The sequence below is a fragment of the Azonexus fungiphilus genome, assembly GCF_003634965.1.
GTDB lineage: Bacteria > Pseudomonadota > Gammaproteobacteria > Burkholderiales > Rhodocyclaceae > Azonexus > Azonexus fungiphilus.
Genome location: NZ_RBXP01000020.1, coordinates 81,771 through 107,647 on the forward strand (window position 1 = coordinate 81,771; position 25,877 = coordinate 107,647).

The window sequence follows — 25,877 nt, forward strand, 5'->3', positions numbered from 1 at the left end:
TTCAGCGTCCTCCGATGGCGTCGATGGCCGCGGTTTTTGCCGTTTCCGGGCGGTCGACCGTCAGCGTTGGGGCGCGCCGGCGCAACTGGCGCAGCATCGCCAGGAAGATCAGGCCGAAGCCGATCGCGCTCAGCTCGACGCCGGCGGTTTCGCCGTCGCCGCGGGCCAGGGCGGCGACCAGCCAGTCGCCGGTGGTGGCCAGGTTGAGCAGCGGCAGCCCCAGGCAGAGCAGGGCGCAGGCCGCCAGCTGTTCGCGCCAGGCGGCCAGCGACGGACGCAGCGCGGCGTGCGCCAGGCTGGCCAGCCAGACCGCGAAGAAGAGCACGATCTCGCGCGTGCCGCGCTCGGCGACGTCGAGCGGGAGCAGCCGGTTGATCCAGAAATAAGCCGCGCAGGCGAGGATCAGGCCGGCGATGGCGGCGACGTTGAGCACCTCGATGCCGCGATAGACGCGCGCCGTCGCGGCGCCGAACTCGTTGGCCGATTTCTTGCGCCGCTTAACCATGAACAGGATCGCGCCGGTCGCCAGCATCGCCGAGGCGGCCATGCCGCAGATGAAATACAGCCACTTCATCGGATAGCCGCCAAAGCGCACGAAATGCAGCGCGTTCATCGTCCGCTGCGTCTGCAGCACGCTGCCGCCGCGCACCGTGTTCGGCAACTGCACGTCGAGCGTCTCCAGCGTGATCGCGTCGTAGAGCGCGCTGCCGCTGCCGCGCCCGACCAGGCGGTTGTTCTCGGCGTCGGGGTCGAAGCGGCCGAAGACGCGCACGGCGGCACTGCGGTCGCCGGCATGCTCGACGACGACGAAGCTCGCCTCACGGCCGATCGCCGCCTCGCCGCGCCGCATCAGCGGCGCCAGCTCGGGCATCGGCGCGTCGATGTGCTGCAGCGGCCGCGGCGCTGGCTCCTCGCTCAGGCGCGCGAAGAAGGCCTCCTCGCTGCCGTCGTAGCGGGCGAGGACGCCGGCCGGCATGTAGGTCGCCCAGAAGATGGTCAGGCCGGTATAGGAAATCACGAACAGGAAGGGCAGGGTCAGCACGCCGAGCGCGTTGTGGCCGTCGAGCCAGGAGCGCTGGCCCTTGCCCGGGCGGAAGGTGAAGAAGTCGGTGAAGATCTTCTTGTGCACGATGATCCCGGAAACCAGCGCGACCAGCATCGCCATCGTCGCCGCGCCGACGATCCAGATGCCGGCCATGCCGGCGTGGAACTCGAAGTGCATGTGCACGAAATGGTGGCCGCCCTCGGTCTCGCGGCTGGCGCCCGGCTGCAGCTCGGCGCCGGTGAGCGGGTCAAGCTGCGCCTGCTTGAACGGCGCATCCTCGTCGGCGCGCCAGAACACGCGGAGGTTCGGGTTTTCGTCGCCGGGCAGGGCGATCGACCAGAAATCGGCGCGCGGCGAGACCGCTGCCAGGTGGCGCTGGCCGAGCTCGACCGCACGGCTGCGCTGGTCCACGGTCGACGGCGCGATTTCGCCGATTTTCCCCTGCTCGCGCATCCAGTGCGAGATCGGGTCGTCGAAGACGCCGAGCGTGCCGGTCAGGAAGATGGCGAAGAGGATCCAGGTAAACCACAGGCCGCCCCAGGTGTGCAGCCAGGACATCGATTGGCGCAGCGTCTGCTTCATGCTGCTGCTCCGCCGAGTTGCAGGGCGGCAGCCATCAGGCCCATTGCCGCGCCGGGCAGGAGCAGGCCGAGCCAGGCGCGGGCGGCGCTGGCGGCGGCGAAGACCCAGATGACGGCGGCGGTGTAGACGGCGAAGCTGAACAGCGTCGCGCCGAGCACCGCTTCGGGCAGCTCGGCCGGCAGCAGGTAGCTCAGCCAGATCGAAAAGACGGAAGCCAGCGCGTAGCCGCCGACGACGGCGGCAAGAACGCGCGACCCGAGGGCGAGGCGGGGATGGGCGGGGGATGGAACGGACATGGCGAACCTCGGCTGTTGGGCGTGTCGGGGAAGCGTCCGGGGCGGACGCTGCGCGGCACCATTTTTTCGGTGCTCTCAATAGACATGTCGTTTGAGAAGCGAAAAAAGGTCGTTTTGGTTACACGCCGTTACAAAAATGTTTGCCGCCGGGGCAGACCCGGCGATCGCCGGGATGCGTTATCGTCATGCTTCACCCACGCTCTCTGGAAAGGAGTACGCAGATGGACTGGATCGTTTCCCTGGTGATCGGCGGCATCGTCGGCTGGCTGGCCAGCATCGTCATGAAGACCAACGCCCAGATGGGGATCGTCGCCAACGTGCTGATCGGCATCTTCGGTTCGTCGCTCGGCTACTGGCTCGCCGGTCTGCTCGGCATGGCGCCGACCGGCGGCCTGCTGCGCTTCGCCATCGCCATTGCCGGTGCCTCGCTGCTGATCTTCATCCTCGGCAAGCTGGGGATGTTCCGCAAGGGCTAGATGCCGGCGGGAAATTGCCCGGATTCGACGGTCGACCGTCAACCGGCAAGAAAAACGGCGCCCTGGCAGGGGCGCCGTTTTTGCTTGTGGCCTGGTCCGGGTCAGAACTTGTACTTCAGCGTCAGCATCGCGCTGCGCGGTTCGCCCCAGGTGTAGGTGCTGTACCAGTCGAACAGCGTGTAGTACTTCTTGTCGAGCAGGTTGCTGACGTTGAGGTTGACCGAGAGGTGCTTGTCGATCTGGTAGCTGGCCATCGCGTCGAGCAGCCAGTAGTCTTTGACGGTGTGCTTGACGGTGTTCGAGTTGTGGTCGGAGACGTTACCCCAGGTCTTGTCCTGCCAGCGTGCTCCGCCACCGATGCTTAGGCCGGGAACGAACGCTGGCTTGTAAGTCGTGCTCAGCGTGACCTGGTTTTCAGGCGTCAGCGTGGCCACCTTGTTGCCCTGCTGGCGCGAGATCTTGTGGTTTAAGCCGGCGTGCACCTGCCATTGCGGCGTCAGCTGGCCGGAGATCTCGGCCTCGAAACCCTTGGTGCGGACGCCGCTGATCGCCCGGTAGGCGGTGCCGCCGCTCGGCGTCAGGCCGCCGGTGGCTTCGGCGTAGTTGTCCTGCTCGAGGATGAAGTAGGCGAGGCTGGCGTTGAGGCGACCGTTGAAGAAGCTGCCCTTGATCCCGGTCTCGTAGTTGAGGCCCTCGAGCGGGTCGAGCGTCTTGCCCTGGGCGTCCTGCTCGCCCTGCGGCCGGTAGATGGTGGTGTAGCTGGCATAGACCGAATACTGGTCGTTCAGGTCGTAGACGGCGCCGAGATAGGGGACGATGACGCCGGATTTCTTCATCGTCTCGTTTTCGTAATTGAGCACGCGGCTGCCGGCGATCAGCTTGAGGTCGTCGCGCAGGTTTAGGCGGGCGGCGGCGTATACGCCGCTCTCGCGCGTCTCCTCGTCGTTGGCGTACTTGTTGCCAGCTGGCAGGTTATTCCAGTCTGGCTCGGGAAGATTGCCGTTCCACCCGTAGTAATCGGTTATCGCTGTACCGCCCGTCCAGTACCCGCGATTCGTCCAGCGCCGTTTCGATACGCTGCCACCGAGGACCAGTTCGTGCTTGCGCCCGAGCAGTTCGAACGGCCCGCTGGCGTAGAGGTCGACGGCGTCGGCGACGGTCTTGCCTACGTACTTGCCTTCCCAGGTCGAGATGCCGCCGCCGGTCGCCGGGTCGGGGTTGCCGGAAGCGGCCGCGCCGAGCGGCGCGTCGTAGCCGTTGATCTGGTGGTTGAACTGGGCCTTGACCAGCCAGTCGTTGGCGAAGCTGTGTTCGAGCGTGGCGAAGGCGGTGCGCGTGTATTGCTGCCAGCTGCTCCAGTCGGCGCCGTTGTTGAACGAGCGCGGCATCTTGTTGAAGTTGCCGTTGGCGTCGTAGATCGGGATGCCGCCCCAGGTCGAGCGTGTCGGGTCGTTGTCCTGGGCGTCGGCGCCGACGGTGAGCAGCGTCGTCGGGCCGAGATCGGCTTCGAGGATGCCGTAGAAGGTCGCCGTCTGGCGTTCGTAGCCGTCGAGGTGCGAGTGCTTGTCCTCGTAGGCGGCGACGGCGCGGCCGCGCAGGCTGCCGGCCGGGTTGAGGGCGCCGCTGAAGTCGAGCTGGCCGCGGTAGGTGTCGTTGGTGCCGGCGCCGAGGCTGATTTCGCCGTGGAAATCCTTGGTCGGTTTCTTGCGGATCAGGTTGATCGTCGCGCCCGGGTCGCCGCTGCCGGTGAGCAGGCCGGTGGCGCCCTTGAGCACCTCGACGCGGTCGTAGATGGCCATGTCGCTGAGCGTGTTGCCGGCTGAGTAGGCCGAGTCGCGGCGCATCGGGATACCGTCGTACTGGAAATTGTTGATGTCGAAGCCGCGAGCAAAGTACACGGTGCGTTCGCTGTCGTACGTGACGATGCTGATGCCCGGCGTGTGCGCCATCACCGCGTCGATCGAGGTCAGGTTGAAGTCGTCCATCTCCTGGCGGGTGACGACGCTGATGGTCTGCGGCGTCTCGCGCGGCGTCAGCACCAGCCGGGTGGCGGTGGCGATCGTCCCCGGCGTGTAGCTGCCGCTGCCTTCGGTGATCTCGCCGAGCTGGTTGGCCGAGACGGTCATCGCCTTGAGCGTCGTTTCACCGGCTGGCGGCGCGCCGGCCGGGCGCAGCACGTAGTTGCCCTGGCCGCGATGCACGGCCTCCAGGCCGCTGCCTTCGAGCAGCCGGGCGAGGCCGCCGGCGGTGGTGTAGGCGCCGTTGAGGCCGGCGCTGCGCAGGCCGCGCGTCTGGGCGGCGTCGAACGATAGGGTGATGTCGGCGGCGGCAGCGAAGGCGGTGAGCGTCGCGTCGAGCCGGCCGGCGGCGATCTGGTAGCTGCGTGCGGCGCTCTGCGCCTGCGCCGGCGCGATCGTCGCCAGCGTCAGCGGGGCGGTCAGGGCCAGGCCGAGCAGGGCGGCGCGCAGGGCACCGGCGATGGGTCGCGGGCGCGACGGGAAGGGTGGCGTCATGGTGAAAATTCCTCTTTTTTCCGGGTTGACCGTGGACGGGCGCGGGCGCGCCTCTCTACTGGTTGGCCGGATGGCGGAAAAAAAGAGCAACCCCGGGATGCAAATAATTCTCAGGCGGCGTCGACGCGAACCCAGTAACGGGTCAGGAAATGCAGCCGGATCGGCAGCGACGCCGCCAGGTTGTCGAGCACGGCATCGCTGTCGGCCAGGCGGAAGACGCCGGACAGGCGCAGGCCGGCGACCGCGGGCGACCAGGCGAGATGGCCGCGGCGGTGGCGGGCGAGTTCGCCGAGGAAATCGTCGAGGCGGCGGTCGATGGCGATCAGGCGGCCGTCGCGCCAGGCGCCGCTGCCGGCCGTCAGGGGCTGGCTCGGGCTGACGCCGGCGGCGTCGAAATCGACCTCTTCGCCCGCCGCCAGCCGGCGCGGCGGGCCGTCGAGCGGGCGAATCTCGACCGCGTGCTGGTGCACCGCCACCCGCGTCGTCGCGCCGTCGAGGCGAACGCCGAAACGGGTGCCGAGGGCGCGGATCGCGCCGTGCCCGGTGTGCACTTCGAAGGGGCGCGGATCGGCGGCGGTGCTGACGAAGATCTCGCCGGCGAGCAGGCGCAGCCGGCGCAAATTGGCACCGTAATCGACGTCGACCGCGGAAGCGCTGTTGAGGTCGAGGCTGCCGCCGTCGGCGAGGACGACGCGGCGCCGCTCGCCGGTGGCAGTACGCAGGTCGGCGGCGGCGACCTGCCAGCCGGCCTCGAGTTCGGGCAGCAGGGCGAGCGTGCCGCCGCCCGAGAGCAGCAGCGCGAGCAATTTGAGCGTGCGCCGGCGGCGCTCGCGGGCACCGCTCAGCGTCGGCCCGGCAAGCTCGCCGGGCACCGCGTGCAGCCGCTGGCTGAGCGCCTGCATCCGCGCCCAGGCCTGGCGGTGGCTGGCGTCGGCGGCGAGCCAGCGTTCCCAGGCGGCGCGCTCGGCGGCCGCGGTCGTCGCGTCGTTCAACTGCACGTACCAGTGCGCAGCGGCCTCCAGGGTTGCCCGCGGCAGTTCGCGACCGGCCATCTCAGCAGCCCTCGGCAAGGATCAGGCAGTGCGCCAGCGCCCGCGCCAGGTGCTTCTTGACGGTCGTCACCGAAACGCCGAGGCGTTCGCCGATGGCGGCGTAGGTGAGGCCCTCGAACTGGGCGAGAAGGAAGATCTCGCGGGCGCGCGGGCCGAGTTCGTCGAGCATGCGGTCGATGGCGAGCAGGGTTTCCAGGATCAGGGCCCGCGTCTCCGGCGAAATGGCCAGCGGTTCCGGCCGCGCCGCCAGCGTTTCCAGCCAGGCGGCCTCGATGCTCTGGCGGCGGAAGCGGTCGACCACCAGGCCCTTGGCGATCGTCGCCAGGTATTTGCGCGGTTCCTCGATCGCCGCCGCGTTGCGCGCCGCGAGGATGCGCAGGAAGGTGTCGTGGGCGAGATCGGCGGCGTCGTGGCCGTTGCCGAGCTTGCGTCGCAGCCAGCCGGCCAGCCAGCCGTGGTGGTCGCGGTAGAGCGTCGACAGGGAATCGGACGGGGCAGCGCAGGCCAAGGGAAGCTCCGGAAAGGAATGCTGGCTGGCCCGATGGGCGTGGCTTGCGTTAGTTTTTAAGAATGGTTCTCATTGTCTGATATTGCCGCGGCAGCGTCAATGCTCAGCAGCGGCTGCCCTGCATCCGCGAGAAGCCGAAATCGCCGTCACCGCTGCCCGGCCGGATGCAGATGGTGATTCCGAGCGAGCGCGCGGCGCGGTCGATGTCCGGCGGAAAGGGTGAAAACGGCAGCGAGCGCTCGATGATCGCCTTGATGAAGGCGATTTCCGCGCCCTGGTCGCCGGCCTTGAGCACGACGAAGCTCTTCAGCGTGCCGTCCGGGTTGAGGCGGAACTGGATCGCCGCCGTCTGCACGCCGAGCGCGCGCTTGTCGTTGCGGACGTAGCCGGCGCTGCGGTTGAGCCGGCGGATCATGCCCTCGAGATAGCTTTCGAGGCTGAACGGATGGATCGGCGGCGCGTTCGGGCGCAATTCGAGCAGCGCTTCCTCGGCTTCGTCCTGCGCTGCCAGCCGCCGGCCTTCCTCGCGCGCCATCGCCCGCGAGCGCTGGGCCAGCGTCGGCCGCGGGGCGCGCGCCAGTTCGTCGAGGAAATCGTTCATCTCGGCCTTTTCGGCGGCGCTCCAGGTCGGCGCACTCGTCGCGCCGGGCCGCTTGCTGCTCAGGACCGGGCGGCGCGCTGCCGGCCTGGCGGCGGCGGGCGGCGGTGGAGCGGCGATGCTGGCCGGGGCCTCGGGCAGGCTCGCCGGACGCGGCTGCAGCCTGGCCTCGAGCCGCGACGGCGGGCGCTGCCCGGCCGCCGGCTCATGGCGCGGCACGAACAGGACCAGCAGGTGCAGGGCGATGGAGAGCAGGCAGGCCAGGTAAAAGGCCCGTTGCGGCGGAGGGGGCGGAGCGAACATCGCCGTCATTGTAGTCGGAGGTTTTGGCCAGCGGTTTTCAGGATCGCGCGATGCGCAATGTTCTTGTATCAAGAATTATTCTCAATTAGAATCATGGCATCACATCGATCCTCATGGCTGGCTGGGAAATGTTCATGATGCAAACGAATGCACAAGCTCACGGGACGGCGTCCTCGGCGCCGGGGCGCCCGGCCCCCGGCTATCTGGGAAAATGGCAGGCGCAGATGGCTTGCTCGGTCAACGCGCTGCAACAAGGCGATTTCCAGTGCGCGCTGGGGCACCTGATGCAGGCCGGGATTCTCGCCAAGGCCATCCTTTCCGATCCGTCGCGCCGGATCAGCGATGACGATCGTGTTGCGGCCTATGTCGTGACCCACTTGAACCTGGCCGACGTCAGCGTCCAGGAAAACTACGGCGAACTGGCCCTCGACTACCTGTGCCGGGCGTATCGCGCCCTGGCCACCTTGATCGCCGACCAGCAGGCAGCAATTTCCTTGCGCCAGAGTGCCTTTCGTCACATTCGCGAATTGCGGGCGGCGCTTGCGCGATTTTCCGCAGGGCATGCCGATCAGGCCCGCCTGGCTGAATTGACCGAGCGTTACCCGGTCCGCTGGCCGGAAGCCGGCAGCTAGCCAAGGCGCCCGGGCAACGCCGGCCAGCCTGAATGCCGGCTCCATCAATCGAGGATGTTCATGGACAACATGATTCTTGCAGTCCGGCGTTACCCCAGGCCGATGCGTGCCGTCATCGGCGGCGTCATGACACTGGTCGCCTGCATTCATCTCGGGGTCGAAGGCCTGGCCCTGGTGCGCGGCAACCCGCTCGTCGAGCGCTCGCTGGTGGCCGGCCTGGTGGCGGCGCTGGCGACGGCGCTGGGAACCCTGCCGGTGCTGCTTGCGCAGCGGCTGTCGGCGCGTACCCAGGATACCCTGTTCGGCTTCGGAGCCGGGGTGATGCTCTCGGCTTGTGCCTTCTCGCTGGTGATGCCGGGTCTGGCGGCGGCCAGGGAGAGTCTGGTCGGCGCCGGCGCGTGGTCGGCGGGCGCCGTGGTCGGCAGCGCCATGCTGCTTGGCGGGCTGGTCCTGTTCGGGCTGGAGCGGCTGCTTCCGCACGAGCATTTCATCAAGGGCCGCGAGGGCGCGAGCGCGCAGAAGCTGCGCCGGACCTGGCTGTTCGTCATTGCCATCACCTTGCACAACCTGCCCGAGGGAATCGCAATCGGAATCAGCCAGGCCGGTAGCGAGGGCGTGCGCGCCAACGCCCTGGCCATCGGCATCGCCATCCAGGACCTTCCCGAAGGCCTGGTGGTGGCATCGGCGCTGCTGGCTGCCGGGTACCGCAGGCGCTTTGCCGTCCTGCTTGGGGTCCTTTCCGGCCTGGTCGAGCCGCTCGGCGCGGTGGCGGCGGCGCTTGCCATCAGCGTTTCCCAGTCCTTGCTGCCCTGGGGGCTCGGTCTGGCGGCCGGTGCGATGTTGTTCGTGATCAGCCACGAGATCATTCCGGAATCGCACCGGAAGGGGCATGAGGCCTACGCGACCGCCGGCTTGATGGTCGGTTTCGTGATCATGATGCTGCTCGATACCGCCCTGGCCTGAGCGCCAGGGACGCCCGGAAATCGCCCGGATTCGACGGTCGACCGTCGAATTCAACGAAAAACGGCATCCGCACGGGATGCCGTTCGGCCTTGGTCCGGGGGCTGGCTTTCAGAGGTCGGCGCGGAAGGTCAGCATGAGGTTGCGCGGGTCTCCGTAGTAGTTGCTGATCCCGGTCGGGGCAAATTTCTTGTAATAGACCTTGTCGAACAGGTTGTTCACGTTGAGCTGCAGCGAGTAGGCCTTGGCGAAGCGGTAGGCGAGCATCGCGTTGTAGATCGCGTAACCGCTCTGGCGGGCGACCACGCTGCCCGAGCGGGCGTAGGCATCGCTCTGGATCTGGGCGCCGCCGCCGACGGTGAGGCCGGGGAGCCAGCTGCTCAGGTTGTAGGTGGTAAACAGGCGCAGCTGGTGCTTCGGGTCGATGCTGCGCAGCGGCTGGCCGGTGTTGGCGGCGGTGTCGCGCAGGTACTTGGTGCGGGTGTTGGTGTAGCCGGCGAAGACCTGCCATTTCGGCTGGATTTCGCCGGAGAGTTCGAGTTCCCAGCCTTCGCTGCGTTGCTCGCCGCCGGCGACGCGGCAGTAGCCGGTCAGGTTGGAGGGCGGGCAGGGGGTGGTCGACGCGGTGTCCTCGACGGCCTTGCCATTGTTGTCGATGCGGAACATCCCGAGCGTGGCGTTGAGCCTGCCGTTGAGGAATTCGCCCTTGAAGCCGATTTCGTAGTCTTCACCGGTGATCGGGGCGAGCATGTTGCCGCTGGCGTCGAGCACGTTCTGCGGCTGGAAGATCTCGGTGTAGCTGGCGTAGGCGCTGAGCTGCGGCGTCAGGTCGTAGACCAGGCCGGCATAGGGTGTGACTTCGCGGTTGATCTTGTAGTGGGTGACCACCGAGGCATTCGCCGGCGGCACGTGCGAGTCGTACTCGTACCAGTTGGCGCGGGCACCGAGCAGGGCGCTCAGCCGGTCGGTCAGCGATAGTCGGGTGGTCGCGAAGGCGGCGGTCTGGGTGGTGTAGACCGGTTTGCTCGGGGCAATCCCGGAGAGGTCGACAGCTTGTTCCGGATAGCTGCTCCTGGGGTCGAAGTCGCGGATGTCCACGGTCACCGGGAACAGGCTGCCGCGCCCCCAGCTGTCGCGCGACTTGATGCGCAGCTTTTCCAGGCCGACGACCAGCCCGTGCTTGCGGCCGAGCAATTCGAACGGTCCGTTGGCGGTCAGCCCGGCGGCGAGCTGGTCGCTTTGGGCGCCGACGTATTCGGCGGTGGTGACGCTGAACTGGTAGGGGTTGGTGGTCGAGTTGCGGGTGAAATAGCTCTGCTTGAAGTCGTTCAGCTTGAGCCGGGCGTAGGCGGTGTTCAGCTTGAGCGTCCATTCGTTGTCGAACTGGTGCTGCAGTTCGACGTAAGCCTGCTGGTTCTCGCGGTTCCACTTGTTCCAGTCGGCGCCGAGGAAGGTGCTGCGCGGCAGGTCGAGCGAGCTGCCGTCGAAGTTGCGCGGCAGGTTGCCCCAGCTGCCGGTGGCCTTGAGGTCGGCGTGCTGGAGGCTGGCGGTGAGCGTGGTGCGCGGGCCGAGGTCGGCCTCGATGACGCCGTAGAAGACTTCGCGGTCTTCCTGCTTGACGTCCTGGAAGAAGCCTTTCTTGTCCTTGACCGCGACGAAGCGCGAGCGCAGCGTGCCGGCTTCGTTGAGCGGCGTCGACAGGTCGGCCTCGAGGCGGCGGCGATCCCAGGAACCGAGCGTGAGCCTGGCCGAGGCCTGGCTGTCCTTGGTCGGGCGCTTGCGCACCAGGTTCATCGCGCCGGACGGGTTGCCGGTGCCGCGGATCATCCCGGAGGCGCCGCGCAGCACCTCGACGCGGTCGAGCACCGCGGTGTCGGGCTGGATGAAGGCGGAGCCGCCCGGGTTGAAGGTCAGGCCGTCAACCTGGATGGCGTCGAGCTGGAAGCCGCGCGAGTAGTAGGTGACCCGCTCGCTGTCGACGTAATCGACGGCGATGCCGGTGGTGTTCTGGAGCACGTCGTGGAGGTCGAGCAAGGCCCGGTCGTCGATCAGCTGGCGGGTCATCACGGTGACCGGCTGCGGGATCTCGCGGATCTTCTCGACGCCCTTGAAGACGCTGGCGCCGCCGCTGGCGTAGCTGCCCGAGTTCTCGGTCGTGCTGCGCGGGCCGCTGGCATTGACGGTGACCGCCGGCAGCGTCGCTTCGCCCGAGCCATGGACGACCAGCCGGCGCAGCGCGAAGTTGCCGCTGCTGGTCTGCACCGCTTCCATGCCGCTGCCGGCCAGCAGGCGGTCGAAGCCTTGCTGCACACCGTAGCTGCCCTTGAGACCGGGCGACTGGATCTGACGCAGGCTGGCGGCGTCGAACGAGAGGGCGACGCCGGCGCTGGCGGCGTAGCGGGCGAGGACTTCGCTGAGCGGTCCGGGGCCGATGTCGACGGCGCGGGCTGCGCTCGTCGCCGCCGGCGGTTCGGCCGCGATTGCGATGGGCACCTGGCCGGCCAGGCCGGCCAGGCAGAGCAGCGTGCAAAGCTGGCGTTGGAAGGGGGGCTGATGCGCGTGTTGATGCATGGTTTTCCTCGGTGAATGGGGGGCTTCTACCGGGGAGCCGAAACAGCGGGCGAAAAAGTGCACGCTGCGGCAAAAAAAATCAGGCGGCGGCGACGTCGATCCAGTAGCGGGTGCGGCTGATGGTCTGCAACGGGAAAGTCTCGATCAGCAGACGCAAGGCCCGGTCGGTGTCGTCGACCGGGAAGGCGCCGGAAATCAGCAGGCCGGCGACGGCCGGGTGGCAGGTGAGGAGGCCGTGGCGGTAGCGGCCGAGTTCGGCAAGCAACTCGGCCAGCGGCATGTCCACCGCGACCAGGCTGCCGCCGGCCCAGGTCGCCGCTGCCGGTAGCGCGGCCTCGATGCTGCCGGCGCCGTTGTCGTCGAAGACCAGCTGCTGGCCGGCGGCGAGCAGCAGCGGCCGGGCCGGATGCGCCGCCGGGGCGACGCGGACCTGCTCGTCGAGCACCGCGACGCGGCTGCGACCGTCGCCGGTGCGCACGCTGAAGCGCGTGCCGAGTGCCTCGCAGAGACCGTGCGGCGTCGCCACCAGGAAAGGCCGGCGTGGCGTGTCCAGGCGGGTTTGCGGATCGTCGGCGGTGGTCACCATGAGTTGTCCGCGACGCAGGCGCAGCAGTCGCTGGCGGGCGTCGAAGGTGACGTCCACGGCGCTGTCGGTGTCGAGGATCAGGCTGCTGCCGTCGGCCAGCCTGAGCGTGCGCCGTTCGCCGACCGCGGTGCGCAGGTCGGCGCCGAGGCCGTGGGCGTCGGCGATGCGGTAGCCGAACCAGGCCAGCGGCGCCGCTGCGGCGATCCCGGCGAGCGCGCGCAGCGCCTGGCGGCGGCTGGCCGAGACCCCGCGCAGCGCCGGCCCGGCGATCTGGCCGGGCAGGCTGCCGAGGCTGGCGCAGACGCCTTCGACCTGCCGCCAGGCCTCGCGATGCAGCGGCGAGGCGGTGAGCCAGGCCTGCCAGGCGGCGCGTTCGGCAGCGGCGAAGCTGCCCGAGCACTGGCGCGCGTACCAGGTCGCGGCGGCGCGGATGGCGGCGCGTTCGTCGCCGGCGACGTTGACGGTCGACGGCCTCATCGCGCGGTTTTTCCGTGCTGCAGCCGGTACAGGCAGCAGTGCTCCATGGCCGTCGCCATGTACTTGTTGACGGTGCGCAGCGCGAGTTGGGTGCGCTCGGCGATTTCCCGGTAGGTCAGGCCGTCGCATTGCGCCAGCAGGAATACCTGGCGGACGCGGCTACCCAGGCCGGCGAGCATGGCGTCGATTTCGAGCAGGGCTTCGACGGCCAGCGCCCGGGTTTCCGGCGACGGCCATTCCGGCTCGGGCAGCGCCGCCAGCGCGGCGAGGTATTCGGCTTCCAGCGCCCGGCGGCGGAAGAGGTCGACGATCAGCCCCTTGGCGATGGTCGTCAGGTAGTTGCGCGGCTCGCGGATGTCCGACGCGTTGCGCGCCTTGAGCACACGCATGAAGGCGTCCTGGGCGAGATCGGCGGCGTCGTCGGGATTGCCCAGCTTGTGCCGCAGCCAGCCGCGCAGCCAGCCATGGTGCGCCTGGTAGAGACAGGCGATGTCGTCGGGCGTGGTGGCGTGATTCAAGAGATTCCCCGGGGCTGGATGGCTGGCTGGCCCCGGGGAAGGAAGACGGGGTTGGCTTGCGGCAGTTTTTGCGAATGGTTCTCATTGTAACCGATTGTCCGGCCGCGTCAAAGCCCGGAAATTGCCTGGATTCGACGGTCGACCGTCGAATTCAACGAAAAACGGCCCCGCGATCCCGGGGCCGTCTGTTCGCTGCGGCGGCGCTTCTAGAAGCTGTATTTCGCCGTCACCACGAAATTGCGCGGGGCGCCGAAGACGTTGCCGCCGGTCGTCCAGCCGAGGCCCTGGTAGTAGTGCTTGTCGAACAGGTTGTTGATGTTGAGCCGGATTTCGGTGCGCGCGTCGAGCTGGTAGCTGCCGTTGAGGCCGACGATGGCGTAGCCGGCTTGCTGGATGTTGGCGTCGTCGCTCGACTTGGTCCGGTTCTGTGCATAGACGTTGCCGCCGATGCGCCAGCGCGAGAGCTCGCCGGGCAGGCGGTAGCTGGTGCTCAGCTTGAGCTGGTGGCGCGGCAGGTCGCTGTCGTAGGACTGGCCGATGTTGGCCCGGTCGGCGTCCTTGGTGAATTCGGCGGCGACGTAGGTGTAGCCGGCCATCACCTGCCAGCTCGGCGTCAGGGCGCCGCCGACCTCGAGCTCGACGCCCTTGCTCTCGACCTCGCCGGCGGCCCGCTTGCAGTAGCCCCAGCTGCTGCCGGGGCAGGGATTGGGGCCGGCGAGATCGTCCACGGCGCGGTTCTGCTGGCGGACGACGAAGGTTGCCAGGCTGGCGTTCAGGCGGCCGCCGAAGTACTCGCCCTTGATCCCGAGTTCGTAGTTGGTGCCGGTGATCGGCGCCAGCAGCTGGCCGTTGCGGTCGCGGTTGCTCTGCGGCTCGAAGATCTCGGTCCAGCTGGCATAGAGCGAGTGGCTGTCGTCGAGGTCGAAAACCAGGCCGGCGTAGGGCGTGACTTCGCGGTTGATGGTGAAGCGCGTGCCGTTGCTGTGGTTGTCGTTCTCGTACCAGTTGATCCGGGCGCCGAGGATGAGCTTGAGCGGATCGGCGAGATTGAGGCGGGTGGCGGCATAGACGCCTTTCTGGCGGGCCGTGTAGGCCCAGTTCCAGAGGCTCATGTCGATCGCTGGCTGGGCGACCGCGGACGAATCCCAGTGGTAGGGATCGACCGCCGGGCCGGCGGCGGTCCAGGCGTAGCTCGACCAGCCGCCCCAGTTCTTGTTGTCGAATTCGCGGTAGCTGGCGCCGAACATCAGCTCGTGGCTGCGCCCGAGCAGGGTGAACGGGCCGTTGGCGGCGACGTCGTAGCTGTCCTGGCGGTTGTCGAGCCGGTAGCGCTGGGTGCTCTGGCGGAGCACGCCGCCGTTGCGGTAGAGGCCGGAGAACATCATGTCCTGTTCCGGCCGTTTCCACAGGGCGGCGGCCTTGAGCTGCCAGCCGCTGGCGAACTTGTGGCTGAGCTCGGCGAAGACGCTCTTGTCGGTCTGCTGCCAGTAGTCGAAATCGTTGGCGGTGTTGGCCGAACGGCTCAGGCCGGCAAGGAAGCTGCCGTCCGGATTGGTCGGGTGGCCGGGGACGAAGCCGTCGTTGTCGACGTTGCGGTAGTGGAAGCCCAGCGTCGCCACCGTCGCCGGCGTCAGATCGGCCTCGACGATGGCGTACAGCTGCTGGTTGCGGTCGTGGGCGGTGTCGTAGAACTGCTTGCTGTCCTGCGCCGTGGCCACGGCCCGGCCGCGCAGTGTGCCGGCGGCGTTGAGCGGGCCGCTGACGTCGGCGGTGCTGCGCAAGTTCTGCCAGCTGCCGGCGCTCAGCGTGACGCTGGCCTGGTTTTCCGCGGTCGGCCGCTTGCGCACCAGGTTGATCGCCGCCGAAGGTGTGCCGGCGCCGGTGGTCAGCCCGGTGGCGCCGCGCACCACCTCGACCCGGTCGTAGATGTCGAGCGCGTCGTTGTCGGCGTTGAAGGTGCCGTTGGCGCCGGCGCTGGTCGGCAGGCCGTCGATCAGCAGGTTGGCGACGGGAAAGCCGCGGGCGAAGAAGCTGCCCGATTCGCCGCTGTAGTAACCCTTCTGCATGACCAGGCCGGTGACGTTGTTGACCGCGTCGTCGAGGCTGAGCAGATTCTGCTCCTCGATCTGGCGCCGGCTGAGGACGCTGACCGATTGCGGCGTCTCGCGCGGCGACAGGCTCAGTTTGGTCGCCGTGCTCATCGCGCCGGTGGTGTAGGAGCCGCTATTTTCGGTGGTCCCGCCGAGGCCGCCGGCGGTCACCGTCATCGGCGCCAGGGTCGCCTCGCCGGTGCTGGCCGGTGGCAGGCGGCGCAGTCCGTACTCGCCGCCGCCGTCGCGTACCGCTTCCAGGCCGCTGCCGGCGAGCAGTCGGCGCAGGCCCTCGGCGATGCCGTGCTTGCCGCTCAGGCCGGGGCTTTGCCGGCCGCGGGTCAGTTCGGCATTGACCGCGATCTGGATGCCGGCCTGGCGGCCGAAGCGGCTCAGGGCCTGGTCGAGGCTGCCGGCGGGGATGTCGAAATTGATCGTGGCGCCGGTTTCGGCGGCGTGCGCCCGGGCGGGCAGCAGGCCGGCGCCGGCGGCAGCGCCGAGGAAGACGACGAGCAGCGCTTGCGCGACGGGCGTCAGCGGGTGGCGGGGGAACAGGGCGGGGCGGGACATGCGGCTTTTCCTTTGCGTCGAGATTGAACCGGTGGCCTGCACGCGGCAGGCTTCTATCCGGTATGCCCGGCGACGGGGGAAAAACTGCCAACTATTTTTGTGCCACCGCCCGTCAGCGGGTTTCAACCCTGACCCAGTAGCGCGTCAGCCGCTGGCGGCGGATCGGCAAATGCCGTTCCAGCGAGGCCAGGACGGCTTCGCTCGGGTCGCTGCCGTGCAGCGGCCAGGTGCCGGTGATGCGCAGTTCGCCGGCTTCCGGCGTGCAGGCGAGGTGGCCGCGGCGGTGGCGGGCGAGTTCGCCGAGCAGATCGTCGAGGCGCCGGTTCTCGGCGCTGATCATGCCGTCGGTCCAGGCCTGGCGCGATTCGTCGAGGGGCTGAAGGCGGTCGTCGGCGCGGCCGCCGAAGGCCAGTTGCTGGCCGGCTTCGACGCGTCGGCGGTTGTCTGACCCGCCGCGCAGCACGTCCACCGCCCCTTCGCTGACGCCGAGCAGGGTGCCGTCGTCCAGCTGGCTGACCGTGAACCGGGTGCCGACCGGGACCAGCGTGCCGTCGCGGGCCTCGACCCGGAACGGCCGACCGGCCGGATCACGCGCGGTGGCGATGTGGATTTCGCCGCGGCGCAGGCGAATGCGGCGGCTGGCGGCGTCGAAGCGGATATCGACGGCGCTGTCGGTGTTGAGCTGGAGCAGGGTGCCGTCGGCCAGCCGGATGTCGCGGCGTTCGCCGACGGCGGTGCGATGGTCGGCGGGAAAGGCAGCCTCGTGCACCAGCTCGCGGCCGAGGTAGAGGCTGCCGCCGCCGACCAGGGCGAGCGACAGCAGGCGCAGCGCCTTGCGCCGTTCCAGGTCGGGCAGGCGCTGCAGGACCGAACGGGTGACGGCGGCGGGGGCCAGTTGCGGCGTGCTGCCGTGCAGGCGTTCGCCGATGCGCTGCAGGCGTTGCCAGACGCGGGCATGGTCCGGGTGCTCGGCCAGCCAGCGGCTCAGGCGGGCCTGCTCGTCGGCGCCCATCAGCCCGGAGGCGTGGCGGACATGCCAGGCGATGGCGACATCGACGACGGCCGGTGCGATCGGCGCGTTGTCTTCGGCCGCGTTCATGCGTAGAGGGCCCGGTAGCAGTGGGCGGTGGCGCGCAGCATGGCCTTCTGCACGACGTTGACGCTGATCCCCAGCTGTTCGGCGATGACCGGGTAGGTCTGGCCTTCGAGCTGCGAGCGCAGGAAGATCTCGCGCACCCGCGGCGGCAGGCCGTCGAGCAGGCGGGCGATTTCTTCCAGGGTTTCCAGGATCAGCCGGCGCTCCTCCGGCGACGGACTGCTGACCTCGGGCCGCGCCGCCAGCTCCTCCAGCCAGGCTTGTTCCAGCGCCTGGCGCCGCCAGTGGTTGATGACCAGGCCGCGGGCGACGGTCGTCAGGTAGGCGCGCGGTTCGCGCAGCAACTGCGGTTCCGGCTTGGCGAGCAGGCGCACGAAGGTGTCCTGGGCGAGGTCGGCGGCCTGTTGCGTGCAGTTGAGTTTGCGCCGCAGCCAGCCCTGCAGCCAGCCGTGGTGCTGGCAGTAGAGCAGGGCGATCGAATCGGAAACGGTGGGGGTGCTCAAGCGGGCCTCCGGGGCGAATGCGGCTGGCTGGCCCGGATGCGGCGATCAGGCGTGGCTTGCTTTGTTGCGAATGGTTCGCATTGTTGAGGATTTCGTCACGCGAGTCAATTTCGCCGGAAGTTGACGGTCGACCGTCGGATTCCATGAAAAACGGCACCCGCGCGGGGTGCCGTCCGGGTGCTGCAGGCTGGCTGCTCAGAACTCGTAGCGCAGGCTGGCGCTCAGGCTGCGCGGGGCGCCCCAGGTGTAGAACAGGCCCTGGGCGTTGAAGTTGGTGAGGCCGGCGAAATATTTCTTGTCGAGCACGTTGTTGAGGTTGGCGCTCAGGCTCAGCTTGTTGTTGATCTGGTAGCGGGCCATCAGGTCCACCAGCCAGTAGGCGTCCTGGCTGAGCCTGGCGCTGCCGCGCTCGACCGAGGTCTGGCTCTGCCAACGGGTGGCGGCGCCGACGGTGAGGCCTTGCCAGCCCTCGCTCCGCAGGCGGTAGGTGGTGCCCAGCTTGAACTGGTGCTTGGGGGTCGAACTGGCGCTGTCGAGGTCGCTGCTGTTCTGCACGTAGCTTCCCTGAGCCTGCCAGCCGCGCGCCAGCTCGCCCGAGAGTTCGAGTTCGTAGCCGCGCCGGATGACCCCGGAAACCGCCTTGTAGATGCTGTCGCCCTGGGCGTTGAGGCCGATTTCCTCGGCGACGTTGTCGGTGCGCATCCAGAAATGACTGAGGCTGGCGTTCAGGCGCTTGTCGAAGAACTCGCCCTTGGCGCCGATCTCGTAGGTCAGCCCTTCTTCCGGCGGCAGGGTGCGTTCCGAGGCGTCCTTGGCGCTCTGGGCGTTGTAGATGCTGGCGTAGCTGGCATAGACCGAGACCTCGCGGGCGACGTCGACGACCAGGCCGGCGTAGGGGGTGACCACGCCCTTTTCCTTGAGCCGGTAGTTGTACCAGCTGATGTCGGTGACGTCCTTCTGCTCGTAGTCGGAGACCCGGGCGCCGAGGATCAGCTTGACCGGGTCGGCCAGGGACAGCTGGCTGGCGGCGTAGACGTAGCGGCGCTTGCTGCTGAAGTAGTCGGACGAATAGGTCAGCGGATCGGCCGGCTCGGGAATGACGCTGCCGCCCTGGCCGTAGTCGACGCCGGGCAGTACCTGGTTGGGCTGGTCGCCGCGCAGCAGCGTCGTCCGGCTGCGCGCGGCGCCGGCGCCGAGCAGCAGTTTGTGTTCGCGGCCGAACAGCGAGAACGGTCCCTGCAGATCGACGATGAGGCTCTGGTCGCGCGATTCGATGTCCTTGTACAGGCCGTACTGGGTGGTCACCGCCGGCAGTGCGTAGCGCAGCGAGCCGATGCGCATCTCCGGCGTCTCGATGCCGTCGTGGGTCACCTGCAGCTTGCCGGTCCATCCGTTGGCGAAGCGGTGTTCGAGGCGGGCGAAGGCGTTCAGTGAATCCTGCTGGTAGCCGGCCCAGGGCGCACCGATGTTGTAGTCGCGGGCCATCCGCGGCACCGCATTGCCGTTGCCGTCGAAAGCCTGGATCGGCGTGGTGCCGCCGGCGCCGCGCACTTCGCGCTGGCGCCAGGTGAGGCCGGCACCGACCGTGGTCGCCGGACTGAGGTCGTATTCGACCGTACCGTACAGGGTCGAGGCGTCGCTGTCCTTGCCGTTGAAGGTCTTGCTCTCCTTGTGCGCGGCGACCAGCCGGCCGCGCAGGCTGGCGTCGGCGTTGAGCGGGCCGCTGACGTCGGCGTCGAGGCGATAGGTGTCCCAGCTGGCGGCGCCGACCGTGGTGCTGGCCTGGAAGTCGCGGGTCGGCCGCTTGCGGATCAGGTTGACGGTGGCGCCATAGGCGCCGTCACCGTTGACCAGCCCGGAGGAGCCCTTGAGCACTTCGACGCGGTCGATGTCGGCGAGGTCGTCGAGGGTGTGCACGATGTGCGTGTTCCACCCCCAGCCGGTGCTGATCCGGCGGGCGCCGTCGGTCTGCAGGTTCACCGCAGCGCCGCGCACGTTGAAGCTGTTCATGTCGTTCTGCCGGCTGACGGTGACGCCGGGCGCCTGTTCGAGGACGTCGGTCAGCGTCTCCAGCTTGAAGTCGTCCATGCGCTGGCGGGTCATCACGGTGATCGACTGCGGTGTCTCGCGCAGGCGCAGGGCCAGGCCGGTGGCGGTGCCGCTCGGCCCGGTCGCGGTGTAACTGCCGCTGCCCTCGGTGGTGCCGTCGTTGAGCCCGGCGGCGGTGACGCGCACCGGCGCCAGTTGCGTGTCACCGGCCTCGCCGCCGATCTGCGGCAGTTGCTTCAGGACATAGCTGCGGCCGCTGCCGACGGCGTCCAGGCCGGTGCCGGCGAGCAGCCGGCCAAGGGCCTGGGTGACGGTGAATTCGCCCTGCAGGCCGGGGCTGCGCTTGCCGGCGACGAGGCCGGGCGGCATCGTGATGTTGATGCCGGCGCGGGCGGCGAAGCGGGCCAGGGTGTCGTCCAGCGGGCCGGCGGCGATGTCGTAGCGCAGGCGTTCGCTGCTGGCGGCGGCGTTGGCTTCGGCGGCGACGGCCTGGGCGGGTACCAGGGCGGGGCCGGCGACGGCGGCGAAAAGGACGATCAGGGCGCCGTGCACGGCGCGCGTGAGCGGGGCGGGGCGCAGGTGGCGGGGCAGGGTGGGGCTTCGGGTCATGCCGGGTTCCTCGAGGTGAATGGAAGGTTTCAACTCATTCACACCCGAAGCCGGGAAAAGGGGACAGCGCCAGCGGATTTTTTTTGTCGCTTCAAGCGTCCGGCGCGGTCAGCGTCACCCAGTAGCGCGAGCGATAGACGACCTTGACCGGCAGCGCCTCCGGCAGGCTGGCGAGGATGGCGTCGGTGTCGGCAAGCTCGAAGGCGCCGGAAATGCGCTGTTCGCCGACGGCCGGATCGCAGCGCAGCAGGCCGGGACGGTGGCGGCCGAGTTCGGCGGCGAAGTCGGCCAGGCGCATCTCGCGCACGAACAGCCGGCCGTCGCGCCAGTCGGCGGCGCGCGGATCGGCCGCGGCGAGCGGACCGGCGGCGTCGGCGGCGAAGCTGGCCTGCTCGCCGGCATCAAGGCGAAGTTGACGGTCGACCGCCCGTCGCGGCCGGATTTCGACCGCGCCCTGGTACACCGCGACGCGGCTGTGCGTGTCGTCCTGGCGGACGAGGAAGCGGGTACCCAGCGCACGGATGCTGCCGGCGTCGGTTTCGACGACGAAGGGACGGGCCGGCAGGCCGGCGGCAAGCTGTGGGTCGACGGCGGTGTCGATGAAGATTTCGCCGCGCTGCAGGCGCAGCACCCGACGCTTCTCGTCGAATTCGACGTCGACGGCGGTGGCGCTGTTCAGATGCACGCGGCTGCCGTCGGCGAGCGTGATCCGGCGGCGCTCGCCGCTGGCGGTGCGTTCGCCGGCAAGCAGCTGGCGCGCCGGCTGGCTGTGCCAGGCGAGCCAGCCGGCCGGGGCGGCGACGAGCAGCGCGGCCAGGGCCTTGACCGCCTGGCGGCGGGCATTCGGGCGCAGGCGCCGGTCGAGCGCCGGCAGGGCGATGGCGCCGGGCAGGCCGGCGAAGCTGCCGGCGATCCGCTCGGCCTTGGCCCAGGCGGCTTCGTGGCGCGGGTCGGCGGCGCGCCAGGCGGCACAGGCGGCGTCCGCGGCCGGATCGGCGCCGGCCTCGCGCAGGCGGAAATGCCACTCGGCGGCGGCCAGCGCGATCTTCTGTTCCGGGGTCGTCGCGTTCATGGGGCGAGCAGGATGCAGTGGGCCATCGCCTGGACCATGTAGCGCTTGACGCTGCGTTCGCTGACGGCGAGCCGGGCGGCGATCTCGGCATAGCCGAGGCCTTCCAGCTGGGCCAGCAGAAAGGCACTGCGCACCTTGGCCGGCAGCGCGTCGAGCAGGGCGTCCAGTTCGTTCAGGGTTTCCAGGATCAGCAGGCGCTGTTCGGGCGAGGGCGCCGCCGCCTCGGGCAATTGTGCCAGGGCCTCGAGGTAGGCAGCCTCGAGGCTGCGGCGGCGGTGCAGGTTGACCATCAGGCGCTTGGCCACCACCGTCAGGTAGGCGCGCGCCTCGCGCAGTTGCCAGGCCGATTGCCGTTCCGGCGTGTGCTCCGGGGCGCAGAGCAGGCGCAGGAAAGTGTCCTGGGCGAGATCGGCGGCGTCGGCGGCGTCGCCCAGCTTGCGCTGCAACCAGCCGCGCAGCCAGCCGTGATGGTCGGCGTAGAGCAGGGCGAGGGACTGTTCGGCGGTGGGGTGACGCACGCGGATCTCCAGGGGCGAATGCGGCTGGCTGGCCCGGATGCGGCGATCAGGCGTGGCTTGCGTTGTTGCGAATGGTTCGCATTGTTGGGGATTTCGCGGGCCGCGTCAATTTTTGCCGCGATTTGACGGTCGACCGTCGAATCAGCGCAATTTCGCCGCCAGGGGGCCGCCGCCGTCAATGCGTCGGCGGGCGCTTGTCGCGCGCGCCTCGCGTTTGTGCCGCCAGCGCAGGAAGCCGGTGACCAGGGCGAGCAGCGGCAGCAGGCCGCTCAGGCAGACGACCAGGCGGCCGGCCAGGCCGAAGGCTTCGCCATTGTGCAGCGGGTGCAGCCAGGCGAGCAGGGTGTCGCCGGCGCCCTGGCGCAGTGGGTCGCGGATGGCCAGGATGGCACCGGTGGCCGGGTCGATCCAGACGTGGGTGCGCGGGAAACGGCGGTTCGGTTCGCCTGGCTGGCGCAGTTGTACCCGCCAGGCGGCGTGGCCGCGGCCCGGGGTTTCCAGCCAGCGCGGTTCGGCCGCCGGGAACTCGCGGCGGGCGATCGCCAGCGCCGCGTCGGCCGAGATCGCCGGTGCCGCGGCGGCAGCAGCCGGCGCCTGGAAGGCTGGGGTTGGCGGCGACAGCCAGGCGATCGCCGGCGCGAACCAGTGCGGCACCAGCAGCATCAGGCCGCTGCCGGCGAGTACCAGCAGCAGCGGCAGGGCGTAGACGCCGGGCTTGACGTGCAGGTCGTAGATCCGCCGCGGGCGGCTGGCCTGGCGCTTGATCGCCAGCGCCTGGCGCCAGCGGCCGGGCGCCGGCCACCACAGGTAGAGGCCGCTGGCCAGCAGCGCGATCAGCGCCAGCGTCAGCGTCGCCAGCAGGGTCTTGCCGCCGGCGCCGAGGAGCAGCGTGTAGTGCAGGTCGTAGAGCCAGGTGCTCAGCCCTTCGCCCCAGAAATGCCGGTCGCCGACCGCCAGCGTGCCCGGGTCGATGGTCACCAGCAGCGGCGCGAAGCCGCGTTCGCGGGTTTCCGCCGGCCGGTAGTAGCGGGCCTTGATCGGCGCGTCGGGCGTCGGCGCCAGCTCGATCCGCCAGGGGCCGTCGCGTGCCGGCTCGGCGGCGCGCAAGGCGGCGACGACGTCGGCCAGCGTCGGCGGCGATGTCGCAACGCTGGTCGGCGGCTGGCGCAGGCGGTCGATCTCGGGGTAGAAGGCGAGCCAGCTGCCGGTCAGGCCGAGGACGACGAAGACCGCGCCCAGGCCGAGGCCCAGCCACAGGTGCAGGACCTGCACCAGGGCGCGGCGACGGCGGGCGGCGGACATCGGCGCGGCCGGATCAGAGCTTGACGTCGAGGCTCAGGTAGAAGGCGCGGCCGGCGCCCGGCGAGTACATCGGCTGCGGGCTGGCCCAGATGGTGTCGTACCAGACGTAGGCGTACTCGCGGTCGAGCAGGTTCTTGACCTGGAAGTCGATGGCGAAGGTCTTGCTCAGCGCGTAGCCGACGCCGGCGTCGTAGAGCACGTAGCCGCCGTGCTTGCCCTGGCGGTTCTCGTCGTCGATGTAGTAGCTGCCCTGGGCGCGGCCCTGCAGGTTGAGCCGCCACTTGTCGGCGGGCCGGTATTCCATGCCGACGTTGCTGACGTAGCGGGGGGTCGAGAAGACTTCCTTGCCGGCCAGCGAGCTGCCGCTGGCCGAGGTGCCGCCGACCACCCGGGCTTCCTGCAGCGAATGCGAGGCCCACAGCTTGAGCCGCTCGCTCAGGTTGACGGTCAGTTGCAGGTCGATCCCCTTGCGCCGGGTCTTGCCCAGTGCCTGGGTGGCGTCGGCGCTCGGCAGGTTGGCGACTTCGTCGGTGGCGTCCTGCTGCCAGACGGCGACGCGCGCCTCGCTGCGCGGGCCCGGGCGGAACTTGGTGCCGAGTTCGATGCCGGTGTTGATCGACGGCTGGTAGCTCGGGGTGCCGCTCAGCCGGTAGGCCGGGGCGCGCGAGCCGGTGAGGATCTGGAAGGTCCGGCCCCAGTTGCCGTAGAGGCTGAAGGCCGGCGACGGGCTGTACACCACGCTCAGCTTGGGTTGGTTGATCCAGCCGTAGTCCTGCAGCGAGGCACGGGCGCCGCTGGTGAGCAGCCGGGTGTCGCCGTGGAAGCGGTCGCTGCGCAGCGCCGGCACGATCTTCCAGTGTTCGCCCGGCTTGATCACCGCCTGCAGGTAAATGCCGAAGTTGTCGAGCTGGTAACGGTCGTTGTTCGAGGTGCTGGCCGGCGTCGAGAAATCGGTGGGGACCCCGGCGGCGTAGCGGTAGCGGCGGTAGCGGTTGTTCTGGTGCTCGTAGTTGAAGCCGCCGTCGATGACCAGTTGTGGGCTGAACTGCCAGGTCAGGGTGTTGCTCCAGCCGACCTGTTCCTCGTTCCAGATGCGGCGCTGGCGCGCGGCGTTGCCGGGGGCGCCGTTGTAGGTGACGCGGCGGTCGTCGTCGATGGCGTTGAAATACAGCTTGCTGCTGTAGTTGACCGTCGGTGCCAGCTGGTAGTCGAGGTGCGCGCTCAGCTGCTGCATGTCGCGTTCGTCGCGATCGTTGGCGTTGCGTGCCGGCGACTGGAAGCGGTCGGCGCGCAACTCGGCCTTGGTCAGGTAGCCGGCTTCCTCGGCGTCGTGATTGTAGGCGCGGGCGATGACGCCGGCTTTCAGGCGGCCGTCGTCGGTGGTGTAGAACCATTTGCCGCCGAGGCTGTATTTCTCCGAATGGGCATGCTCGCGGTAGCCGTCCGAGTCCTGGTAGGCGAGCGTGTAGTTCTGGGCGATGCCGTCTGTCTCGCGGCCGACCGCCAGTTGTACCTCGCGCGTGTCGAAGCTGCCGTAGGTCAGGCGGGCGTCGCTGTAGTTGCCGCCCTGGCGGGTGGCGACATTGAGGTTGCCGCCGATGTTGTGCAGGCCGTAGCGCGGATCGTTGGTGCCGCGGACGACTTCGATGTAGTCGATGTCGAGCGGGAAGATCATGTCGAGGTGGCGCATGTTGCCGCTGTTGACGTTGCTCGGCACGCCGTCGATCAGCAGCTTGATGCCGTTGATGTAGCCCTCGCCGTTGAAGGCGCGGAACGAGGGCTTGCCCGATTCGGCGCCGAGGCGGAACTCGGTCAGCTGGATGCCCGGCATCTGGCCGATCAGCTCCCAGCTGTTCATCACGTTCTTGTCCTGGACCCGCTCGCCGCCCATGACGTCGACCGAGGTCAGGATGCGCCGGGCCGGCAAGGCGCCGGTCTCGGGCGAACTGACCGTGATTTCGCCGAGGACGACGGTGGATTCCTGGGCCTGGGCGGCGGAAAACGCCAGGGCGACCAGCCAGGCGATGCGGCTGGGCTTGCAACGGTGGAACATGGCTGAGCTTCTTTCGGGACGCGGTTGGATTCGGGCCTGGGCGTCGCTTCCGGGCGGAAACGAAGGGGGCGAATCTTAGCAACCGGGCGCCGCGGCAAGCTGCGACATATTGTCGCAAGGGGCTCAGCGGCTGGCGTCGATGACGCGGCGGATTTCGCCAGCGCAGCTCTGCTCGATCCGGGCGTATTCCTCCGGACTGTCGATGGCGCGTTGCGCCGCCTTCGACTGGTCGAGCAGGCGGACGATGTAGGGCATCCAGCGCTGGTCGAGTTCCTGACGCAACTGCCCGACGCTGGTGCCGGCCGGCGCGTACCAGGGCGTCTCGCGGGCGAAGCGCTGCTGCAGCGCCTGGGTGATCTCGGCCTCGATCGCCCGGGCCTGGGCCCGATAGACCTCGACATGGCGCAGTTCGTGGCGGTAGATCTCGTCGTGGCCGCAGGTGCCGGGCGGAAATTCGCGGCCGACATAGACGGTGACCGGGTCGAAACCGTATTCGACTTCGATGGCGAAGCTGGCGCATTCGTGGCGCCGGTCGCCGGCCGGGAAGATCTTGCCGCTGACCTTGGCCTTGGCAGTGGCGACCCCGCGGGCCAGGCCGAGCACGGCGATGTCGCGGCGCTGGTGGTCGTCGCCGAGATTGCGCAGGGTCCGGTGGCCGTAGCTGAAGTTCAGCTTGTGCTCGCGCTCGACGCGGACGACCTTGAGCGTGCTCGGCGGCAGGTCGGCGCAGGCCGCCGGCGCCGTGGCGGGCAGGGCGCAGAGCAGGGCAAGGGCGGTGCAGGCGGCGAGGAAGGGCGGACGGGGCATCAGCGAGGCGACGGGCTGTGGCTTTGCCGCCATCCTAGCCGGTTTTCGGCTGACCGCCTGCGCTGACGGGCGATGAAAGTGCGATAATTAC

The 25,877-nt window shown here is 69.1% G+C and carries 21 protein-coding genes; 3 read left to right on the forward strand and 18 right to left on the reverse strand.

The genetic code is table 11. The features are described 5' to 3' along the window. Position 1 precedes the first annotated feature (1 nt). The gene (locus DFR40_RS16370; RefSeq protein ID WP_121459570.1) at positions 2 to 1,627 is read right to left on the reverse strand and encodes a PepSY-associated TM helix domain-containing protein; all 1,626 of its coding nucleotides are present in this window, start codon (positions 1,625 to 1,627) and stop codon (positions 2 to 4) included. Beyond that, positions 1,624 to 1,923, reverse strand: coding sequence for a DUF3649 domain-containing protein (locus DFR40_RS16375; RefSeq protein ID WP_121459571.1), 300 nt, complete (start codon positions 1,921 to 1,923; stop codon positions 1,624 to 1,626). The genes DFR40_RS16370 and DFR40_RS16375 overlap by 4 nt, the downstream gene beginning before the upstream one ends. Positions 1,924 to 2,144: 221 nt before the next feature. On the opposite strand from DFR40_RS16375, the gene DFR40_RS16380 reads away from it, so the two are divergent. After that, entirely contained in the window at positions 2,145 to 2,399 is a 255-nt protein-coding gene (locus DFR40_RS16380) for a GlsB/YeaQ/YmgE family stress response membrane protein (RefSeq protein WP_121459572.1), read from the forward strand. A gap of 101 nt (positions 2,400 to 2,500) precedes the next feature. On the opposite strand, the gene DFR40_RS16385 is transcribed toward DFR40_RS16380, so the two are convergent. From DFR40_RS16385 to DFR40_RS16400, 4 genes are all read right to left on the reverse strand, one after another. Continuing rightward, positions 2,501 to 4,912 (reverse strand): TonB-dependent siderophore receptor, encoded by a 2,412-nt coding sequence (locus tag DFR40_RS16385; protein WP_121459573.1) that lies wholly within the window; start codon positions 4,910 to 4,912, stop codon positions 2,501 to 2,503. Positions 4,913 to 5,022: 110 nt separating this feature from the next. Beyond that, a complete protein-coding gene (locus tag DFR40_RS16390) occupies positions 5,023 to 5,964 on the reverse strand; it encodes a FecR domain-containing protein (RefSeq protein WP_121459574.1) in 942 nt (313 codons plus the stop codon). 1 nt (position 5,965) lies between these two features. Continuing rightward, positions 5,966 to 6,472: a sigma-70 family RNA polymerase sigma factor gene (locus DFR40_RS16395; protein WP_121459575.1), complete on the reverse strand. Its 507-nt coding sequence runs from the start codon at positions 6,470 to 6,472 to the stop codon at positions 5,966 to 5,968. A gap of 103 nt (positions 6,473 to 6,575) precedes the next feature. Next, positions 6,576 to 7,373: a hypothetical protein gene (locus tag DFR40_RS16400; protein ID WP_147431347.1), complete on the reverse strand. Its 798-nt coding sequence runs from the start codon at positions 7,371 to 7,373 to the stop codon at positions 6,576 to 6,578. Positions 7,374 to 7,507: 134 nt separating this feature from the next. Between DFR40_RS16400 and DFR40_RS16405 the strand changes: the two genes are divergently transcribed. Together DFR40_RS16405 and DFR40_RS16410 are read left to right on the forward strand one after the other, a co-directional pair. Then, positions 7,508 to 8,005 (forward strand): hypothetical protein, encoded by a 498-nt coding sequence (locus tag DFR40_RS16405; protein ID WP_147431348.1) that lies wholly within the window; start codon positions 7,508 to 7,510, stop codon positions 8,003 to 8,005. A gap of 60 nt (positions 8,006 to 8,065) precedes the next feature. Further along, a complete protein-coding gene (locus DFR40_RS16410; protein ID WP_121459664.1) occupies positions 8,066 to 8,968 on the forward strand; it encodes a ZIP family metal transporter in 903 nt (300 codons plus the stop codon). Between the two features lie 108 nt (positions 8,969 to 9,076). Here the strand turns inward: DFR40_RS16410 and DFR40_RS16415 are convergent, their stop codons facing one another. The 12 genes from DFR40_RS16415 to DFR40_RS16470 form a co-directional block, all read right to left on the reverse strand. Then, on the reverse strand, positions 9,077 to 11,536 hold the full coding sequence (locus DFR40_RS16415; protein WP_121459578.1) for a TonB-dependent siderophore receptor: 2,460 nt from the start codon (positions 11,534 to 11,536) through the stop codon (positions 9,077 to 9,079). Positions 11,537 to 11,615: 79 nt separating this feature from the next. After that, complete coding sequence (locus tag DFR40_RS16420; RefSeq protein WP_121459579.1) at positions 11,616 to 12,599, reverse strand: FecR domain-containing protein; 984 nt, start codon at positions 12,597 to 12,599, stop codon at positions 11,616 to 11,618. Beyond that, positions 12,596 to 13,117, reverse strand: a complete 522-nt coding sequence (locus DFR40_RS16425; protein ID WP_121459580.1) for a sigma-70 family RNA polymerase sigma factor — start codon at positions 13,115 to 13,117, stop codon at positions 12,596 to 12,598. Before DFR40_RS16425 ends, DFR40_RS16420 begins: the two co-directional genes overlap by 4 nt. Positions 13,118 to 13,323: 206 nt before the next feature. Further along, positions 13,324 to 15,777 carry a TonB-dependent siderophore receptor gene (locus tag DFR40_RS16430; protein WP_121459581.1) on the reverse strand — a complete coding sequence of 818 codons (2,454 nt, stop codon included), beginning with the start codon at positions 15,775 to 15,777 and terminating at the stop codon, positions 13,324 to 13,326. A gap of 112 nt (positions 15,778 to 15,889) precedes the next feature. Next, a complete protein-coding gene (locus DFR40_RS16435; protein WP_121459582.1) occupies positions 15,890 to 16,876 on the reverse strand; it encodes a FecR domain-containing protein in 987 nt (328 codons plus the stop codon). After that, positions 16,873 to 17,376 carry a sigma-70 family RNA polymerase sigma factor gene (locus tag DFR40_RS16440; protein ID WP_121459583.1) on the reverse strand — a complete coding sequence of 168 codons (504 nt, stop codon included), beginning with the start codon at positions 17,374 to 17,376 and terminating at the stop codon, positions 16,873 to 16,875. The genes DFR40_RS16435 and DFR40_RS16440 overlap by 4 nt, the downstream gene beginning before the upstream one ends. Positions 17,377 to 17,571: 195 nt before the next feature. Next, positions 17,572 to 20,034: a TonB-dependent siderophore receptor gene (locus DFR40_RS16445; RefSeq protein WP_121459584.1), complete on the reverse strand. Its 2,463-nt coding sequence runs from the start codon at positions 20,032 to 20,034 to the stop codon at positions 17,572 to 17,574. A 91-nt stretch (positions 20,035 to 20,125) separates the two neighbouring features. After that, positions 20,126 to 21,106, reverse strand: a complete 981-nt coding sequence (locus tag DFR40_RS16450) for a FecR domain-containing protein (protein ID WP_121459585.1) — start codon at positions 21,104 to 21,106, stop codon at positions 20,126 to 20,128. Continuing rightward, positions 21,103 to 21,630, reverse strand: a complete 528-nt coding sequence (locus tag DFR40_RS16455; RefSeq protein WP_211329832.1) for a sigma-70 family RNA polymerase sigma factor — start codon at positions 21,628 to 21,630, stop codon at positions 21,103 to 21,105. Before DFR40_RS16455 ends, DFR40_RS16450 begins: the two co-directional genes overlap by 4 nt. A gap of 135 nt (positions 21,631 to 21,765) precedes the next feature. Further along, complete coding sequence (locus DFR40_RS16460) at positions 21,766 to 22,926, reverse strand: PepSY-associated TM helix domain-containing protein (protein ID WP_121459587.1); 1,161 nt, start codon at positions 22,924 to 22,926, stop codon at positions 21,766 to 21,768. 13 nt (positions 22,927 to 22,939) lie between these two features. Further along, complete coding sequence (locus DFR40_RS16465) at positions 22,940 to 24,979, reverse strand: TonB-dependent receptor (protein WP_121459588.1); 2,040 nt, start codon at positions 24,977 to 24,979, stop codon at positions 22,940 to 22,942. Positions 24,980 to 25,102: 123 nt separating this feature from the next. Beyond that, positions 25,103 to 25,819 carry a hypothetical protein gene (locus DFR40_RS16470; RefSeq protein ID WP_121459589.1) on the reverse strand — a complete coding sequence of 239 codons (717 nt, stop codon included), beginning with the start codon at positions 25,817 to 25,819 and terminating at the stop codon, positions 25,103 to 25,105. Positions 25,820 to 25,877: the final 58 nt, after the last annotated feature.